The following is a 6,382-nucleotide window of genomic DNA, read 5'->3' as shown; positions in this document are numbered from 1 at the left end:
GTCTAAATTATAACCTGTTTTATCTAACAGAACTTGATTTCTTTTAGCATAAAAACTTACTCTTCCGTTTCCTAAAGGAATTTTTATATCTCTAGGAACTACAAATCCTATTTCGAAATTTCCATTGTTTACAGATGCATTACCTCTAAAAATTGTTTCGCCAAGATTAGTAAAACTCATAACAGGACTATAACCATCATTATTAAAAGTTGATTTGGCATAATTTTTATCAAATACATTTACGGATAAATCGCCATTATAGTTTGCTAGTACATTCCCGAATTCATCTTGAACTTCTCCAGATAATTTTACAAATCCTAAGGCCTTTAAATCATCTACAGGTTGTGTAATTGGCACATCATTTATTTTTGTAAGTACAACTTTAGGTTTTGGAATAGCCAACATCAATGCAGGGTCACCTAAACAGAAAACTACTCTTGTAGAAGAGTTATTGTTGTTAACGGATTTAGCCAACCGTAATGCTTCTGCAATAGAAACATATTGATTGGAGCCATAAGAAAACAATTTTTCTATTAATTTATCATTAAATAACTCAGCACTGTATTGTCCTATTGATCTTATTGTGGTAATCATTGAAATTGCACCTCCTTTGGGATTCCAATATGTATATTCGCCTGCTGTTGGTCTATAGGGATTGTCAAATCTAGAAAACTCGCATGTTATTGTTATAAACAATGGATATTTATATTGATTGTTAAAATTAAATCCATCAAATTTATCCCAAATACGTTCGCCAGTTAGTCCATCTTCGCCTCCATGACCTAAATAATTAAAGACCAAGGCTCCTTTTTCGAAGGCATTAATAATATCTACATTTGCCTGTGGATATCTATCGCCACCAGCAGAAGTTTGTTGTTGATAGGAATCTAAAAGAATTTTCTTGAAATTTATAAACGGTTTTTGCGCATACAAAATATCGGTCAAATTGTTTTGTTTTATTTGCAAAGTTGCATCTGGAGTTTTATCAGAATCATCAGAAATTGCTACATAATTATTTCTCCAACTTCCGTATGATTTTAAATCGTGGTATTGAATAACTTTATTTACCATTTCTTCTGCCTGTTGCTCTGAAGAGACCAACATTCTACCAACTGCTATATCGGCACCAAACGGATAATAAGGATCGCCTTCATTGGCATCCATAAGAGCAAAATAATCATCGGAAGCAAAAGATTGTTCACCCGAAAAATAACTATTTACCGCATGATAAATAGGAACAATATTGGTATTGTTAGGAATTCTGTCTTTAAAATCGAAAGAAGCGTCGCCAAAAAGATTTAAATATTTAACTCTACTTGCAGCAGAGGATGCATTTTGATAAACATATTTTACAAAATTTCTTATGGCACCAATATCTTGCTTTCCGCCACCAAATTCTTGATAAATAACATCTAGGTTTACAACTTTAACATTCAAGTTAGAATACAATCGGTGAAAACTTGCAAGTTTCTCTGCTTGAGAATTTAAAAATGCTGGAGTAATAATGAGATAGTCAATATCCTGAAAATTTCCTTGAGCGTTGTTAAAGATGGTTCCTTTTAAATCTTGATTTGCAATAGCAGTATTTTGGTCTTTTAGAGGTGTATAGATATCGGACATATCAATAGCAATATATTTTTTTTCAACACCAAGAACCGCTTTAAAAGAAAAATTACTTTGATTTAAATTATCAATTGAAGTTGCATTATAAATATCTGTTATGTCCCAAACTTGAGAAATTGTTGCCGCATTATTAAATTGATAGTTTATAATTCCTGTTTGTGTAGCTGCGGCATCATATTTAAACCTGAATTGTTTAGAAAAACCAGTAAGATTACTTTTAGCTTTAATTATTATATAATCTAAATATGCTTTAGATGTAGGAACACCGTTGTTAGTGTAAGTAAGTTTTACACTAAAATTTTGAGCTGTAGTAAGTAAAGCATTTAAAGTTGCTTCAGATGCTTCAACACCAGAGTTGGGCGCAACATCAGACAAATTGATACTTCCCACAGACTGACTATTAACTAAAACTGAAAATGAAGTGTTTACAAATGAATTTCCTCCGGCATGAATACTAATTTTTGAACCAGAAGACAAATCGATGTTTGGGAAATTAAAATCGAAAGTTTGCTCGTTTTTAGTGCTAAAATTTTCTCCGAACCAAACTCTTCCAAGCCTTCCTATATTGGTCAAATCTACTTCGTGAAATTGATAATCATCATAAGTGGTTAGATTTAATGTACTAGTACCAAGAGGCTGATTCATGGGTGTTATTCTTTTTCCATCAGCACCATCAATAGTTAAATAATAATAAGATTTGTCAGAATATAAATTGAGGTGAGTTTCATTTTCTTGACTCCAATTATCTACTCCTTCGGCATAGAATAAAACATAATCATCTGTATCAAAAGAGCCATCGGCCTCGCCAATAACTTGAATAGCATTTTCCTCAAGATCGTTTGGATAGGAATTGTTGTTTGATAAAGGAATCATTCTTCCGCCATTACCATAAATTTTAATCTTTTTAGGGTTTAAAGCGTTTACATTGTAACCTAAATCAGATAGAAAACCTCTAGTAATTTTATAAATTCCCGATTTTTCGACATAAATTCTATTCCATTTTCCAGAAGCTAAAACCGAATTTGATATGTTAAGAACACTTTGACTTGGAATACTTTTAGAAGTACTAGTAGCATAATTATATGTGTATGAAAAAGAAATCACTTTTTTAAATCCATTTTCATCTTTAATAATTGGAGAAAATATTAAATAACCACATATTATATCTCTCGCTACAATATTTTTAAACGACATATTAATATTGTTTTTAATCTCGTTTACAGACAAATCGCCAAGTTGACTGCTGCTTATGGGTTGATAGACAACGTTAGAAATCATAAAGGAGTTTTCTTCAATAAAAGAAGCAGAGGGTATTTTTAAAGAATATGAAATAGTTTTTTTTTGAAAATCAAAACTATAACCATCAGATAAAACCTGAGGTATAACGACAGCAGTATCACCATAAGGATAACTTGATTTTTCAATCCAATTAATTGTTACTGACCCACTTTGTTGTGCATCAACAAAAAGGGACATAAAAACCAATAATAAGGTAGCAATTTTTTTCATCAAATGATATAACGCAGATTTTTTCTAAATATTTCGAATTGTAAAAATAAAATTAATTATTAGTATACACAATATAAAAAAAAAGGAAACGTTATAAAAGGGTATAAAAAAATATTTTTTACTATTATCAAAAAAGATGTTGCAATTTCAAGGTTAATTCTTATATTGCGCCTCGAAAATTTATTACCTACTAAGAGTATGAAAGTAAACAAATTAATGACAATCAAAGTGTTACTAATGTTAGTAATGACGGTTAGTTTTTCTAGTTGTAGCAAAAAATCCAATTCTAAAGGAGGATCAAGAGCGACAGGCTGGAAAATCAATGACAAGAAAGGCGGATTTCAGTATGCTTCTAAGTTTAAAAAGCAAGAAACTGGTCCAGGATTAGTATTGGTTGAGGGTGGAACATTTACTATGGGTAAAGTTCAAGATGACCCGATGCACGACTGGAATAATACTCCAAATCAACAACACGTACAATCATTCTACATGGATGAAACAGAGGTTACAAACTTGATGTACATGGAATACTTAGATTGGTTGAAAAGAGTTTTTCCTCCAGAAGAAGACAATTACAAAAACATCTATGAAGGTGCATCGCCAGACACATTAGTTTGGAGAAACCGTTTAGGTTATAATGAAACAATGACTGAAAACTATTTGAGACATCCTGCCTATGCAGAATATCCTGTAGTAGGAGTAAATTGGATTCAGGCCACAGAATTCTCTAAATGGAGAACAGACCGTGTTAACGAATCTGTTTTAGAAAGAGAAGGATATTTAAAAAAGGATGCAAAAGTTTCTGACGCAAAAGCAGAATCAACTTTTAGCACAAATACTTATTTAGCAGCGCCTACAAAAACTTTTGGAGGAGATGATAAAATAGTCTTAAAAGGTCCAAGAAATTCTAAGGCTGCAGGAAAAGGCGGTACAAAAGGAGCCGATGGAACAACTAAAGAAGCAAAAAATGTTTATGCCCAAAGAACTTCGGGTTTAATTTTGCCAGAATATAGACTACCTACAGAAGCTGAATGGGAATATGCTGCAGCTGCAGATGTTGGTCAAAGAGAATATAACATCTATAAAGGACAGAAAAAATATCCATGGTCTGGAAGTTACACACGTTCTAGCAAAAGACAGATTAAAGGAGACCAATTGGCAAACTTTAAACAAGGAAAAGGTGATTACGGTGGAATAGCAGGATGGTCTGATGACGGAGCAGATATTACAAATAAAGTAAAATCTTATGCAGCTAATGACTTTGGATTGTATGACATGGCAGGAAACGTTGCAGAATGGGTAGCGGATGTTTACAGACCAATAATAGATGACGAAGGAAACGATTTCAACTATTTTAGAGGAAATGTTTACATGAAAGACAAAATAGGTGAAGATGGAAAAGCAGAATTAGTAACCGGTGAAACTCAAAAATTTGACACTTTACCAAATGGTAGAGTCATCGCTAGAAATTTTCCAGGTCAAATAGCTCAAGTTCCTGTTGATGAGAAAGAAACTTACTTAAGACAAAATTTTGACAAAAGCGACGAGAAAAATTATAGAGATGGTGATAAACAATCTACTAAATATTTCGACTTTGGTGGATCAGAAGAAGGAGATGGTAAATTACCAGATGAAAAAAGAATGTATGATTCTCCAAAACACAATGTATCTACGGATAGTATTGGAAATATGATTCGTAAATATGATAAATCTAGTAAAAGAACAACATTAATTAATGATGATGTTAGAGTTTACAAAGGTGGTTCTTGGAGAGACAGAGCTTATTGGCTAGATCCAGCTCAAAGAAGATATTTTCCACAAGATATGGCTACAGACTATATAGGATTTAGATGTGCAATGTCTAGAGTTGGTCCTAAATCTGATAAAAAGAAATCAGCAAGAAATAAAAGATAATTAGTCTCAAAATTTATAAAAGCCCTTTAATTAGGGCTTTTATTTTATAAAAAAATACGTGATGAATATTGAATCAATTCACAAATTATTTCTTAAAAGTACTGGTGCGGTTATAGACACTAGAAAAATTACCATTAATTGTATTTTCTTTGCTATAAAAGGAGAACGATTTGATGCGAATGAATTCACAAAAGAGTCAATAGAAAAAGGTGCATCATTTGCAATTATTGACAATGAAAACTATTACATTGACGAAAGAACAATATTAGTTACTGATGTTTTACAAACACTGCAAAATTTAGCTAAATATCATAGAGAGTATTTAAACACTACAATAATCGCATTAACAGGAAGTAATGGAAAAACCACTACAAAAGAATTAATCAATCAAGTACTAACTAAGAAATTTAGAACAACATATACAATTGGCAACCTAAATAATCATATTGGGGTACCGTTAACTCTTTTGTCTTTTTCTAAAGAAACTGATATAGGAATAGTGGAAATGGGTGCGAATCATCAAAAAGAGATTGAATTTTTATGCAACATTGTAAAGCCAGATTATGGATACATAACAAATTTTGGTAAGGCTCATTTAGAGGGATTTGGTGGATATGAAGGAGTAATAATAGGAAAAAGTGAACTGTACCAATACTTGAAGCAAAATAACAAAACAGCCTTTGTCAATATAGACGATATTCTTCAAGATCAAAAAACAGAAAAGATTAATAGAATAACATTTAGTGAGTTAAATAACGAAGCCGATATTAAATTTACGAAAGTTATCGCAAATCCGTTAGTTGAAGTTGAATTTAATAATACACATGTATATTCAAATTTAATTGGACTTTATAATGCTACTAACATTAACGCAGCTATAACAATTGGTAATTATTTTAAAGTTTCAAATATAGATATAAAAAGTGCTATCGAAAACTATTTCCCAGAAAACAATAGATCACAACTTATTAATAAAAATTCTAATGAAGTTATATTAGATGCTTATAATGCCAATCCAAGTAGTATGCAACTTGCATTAGAAAATTTTAACCAATTAGACAGCAAAAATAAAGTAATCATAATTGGAGATATGTTTGAATTAGGAAAGGAAAGTAATTTAGAGCATAAAAAAATAATTAACTACCTGTTAACTTTAAATAATATTAAATGCTTTTTTATTGGAAATTTCTTTTTTTCTAATAAAATAAAAAAAACAAATTTTTATTATTATAATAATTTTGATGATTTCATTTCTATACTAAAACCTAACTATTTTTCAAATAATACTATTCTTATTAAAGGATCAAGAGTTTCAAGAACGCACCGTGGACGATTT

Annotated in this window: 3 protein-coding genes; 2 read left to right on the top strand and 1 reads right to left on the bottom strand. The window is 31.0% G+C overall.

The window, feature by feature from the left end; translation table 11 throughout:
* Positions 1–3,132, bottom strand: a 3,132-nt coding sequence (porU, locus tag ACH2CG_RS03215) for a type IX secretion system sortase PorU (protein ID WP_395062134.1), incomplete at its 3' end; no start/stop codon positions are given.
* Between the two features lie 198 nt (positions 3,133–3,330).
* Between porU and gldJ the strand changes: the two genes are divergently transcribed.
* Together gldJ and murF are read left to right on the top strand one after the other, a co-directional pair.
* Positions 3,331–5,046 carry a gliding motility lipoprotein GldJ gene (gene gldJ, locus ACH2CG_RS03210; protein ID WP_395062132.1) on the top strand — a complete coding sequence of 572 codons (1,716 nt, stop codon included), beginning with the start codon at positions 3,331–3,333 and terminating at the stop codon, positions 5,044–5,046.
* A 61-nt stretch (positions 5,047–5,107) separates the two neighbouring features.
* On the top strand, positions 5,108–6,382 hold a 1,275-nt coding region (gene murF, locus ACH2CG_RS03205), incomplete at its 3' end, for a UDP-N-acetylmuramoyl-tripeptide--D-alanyl-D-alanine ligase (protein WP_395062131.1).

Origin of the sequence: Flavobacterium sp., assembly GCF_043778725.1 — a bacterium.
Lineage (GTDB): Bacteria > Bacteroidota > Bacteroidia > Flavobacteriales > Flavobacteriaceae > Flavobacterium.
Note: the sequence above shows the minus strand (reverse complement) of the source record. Positions and strands in the feature narration are given on the sequence as shown.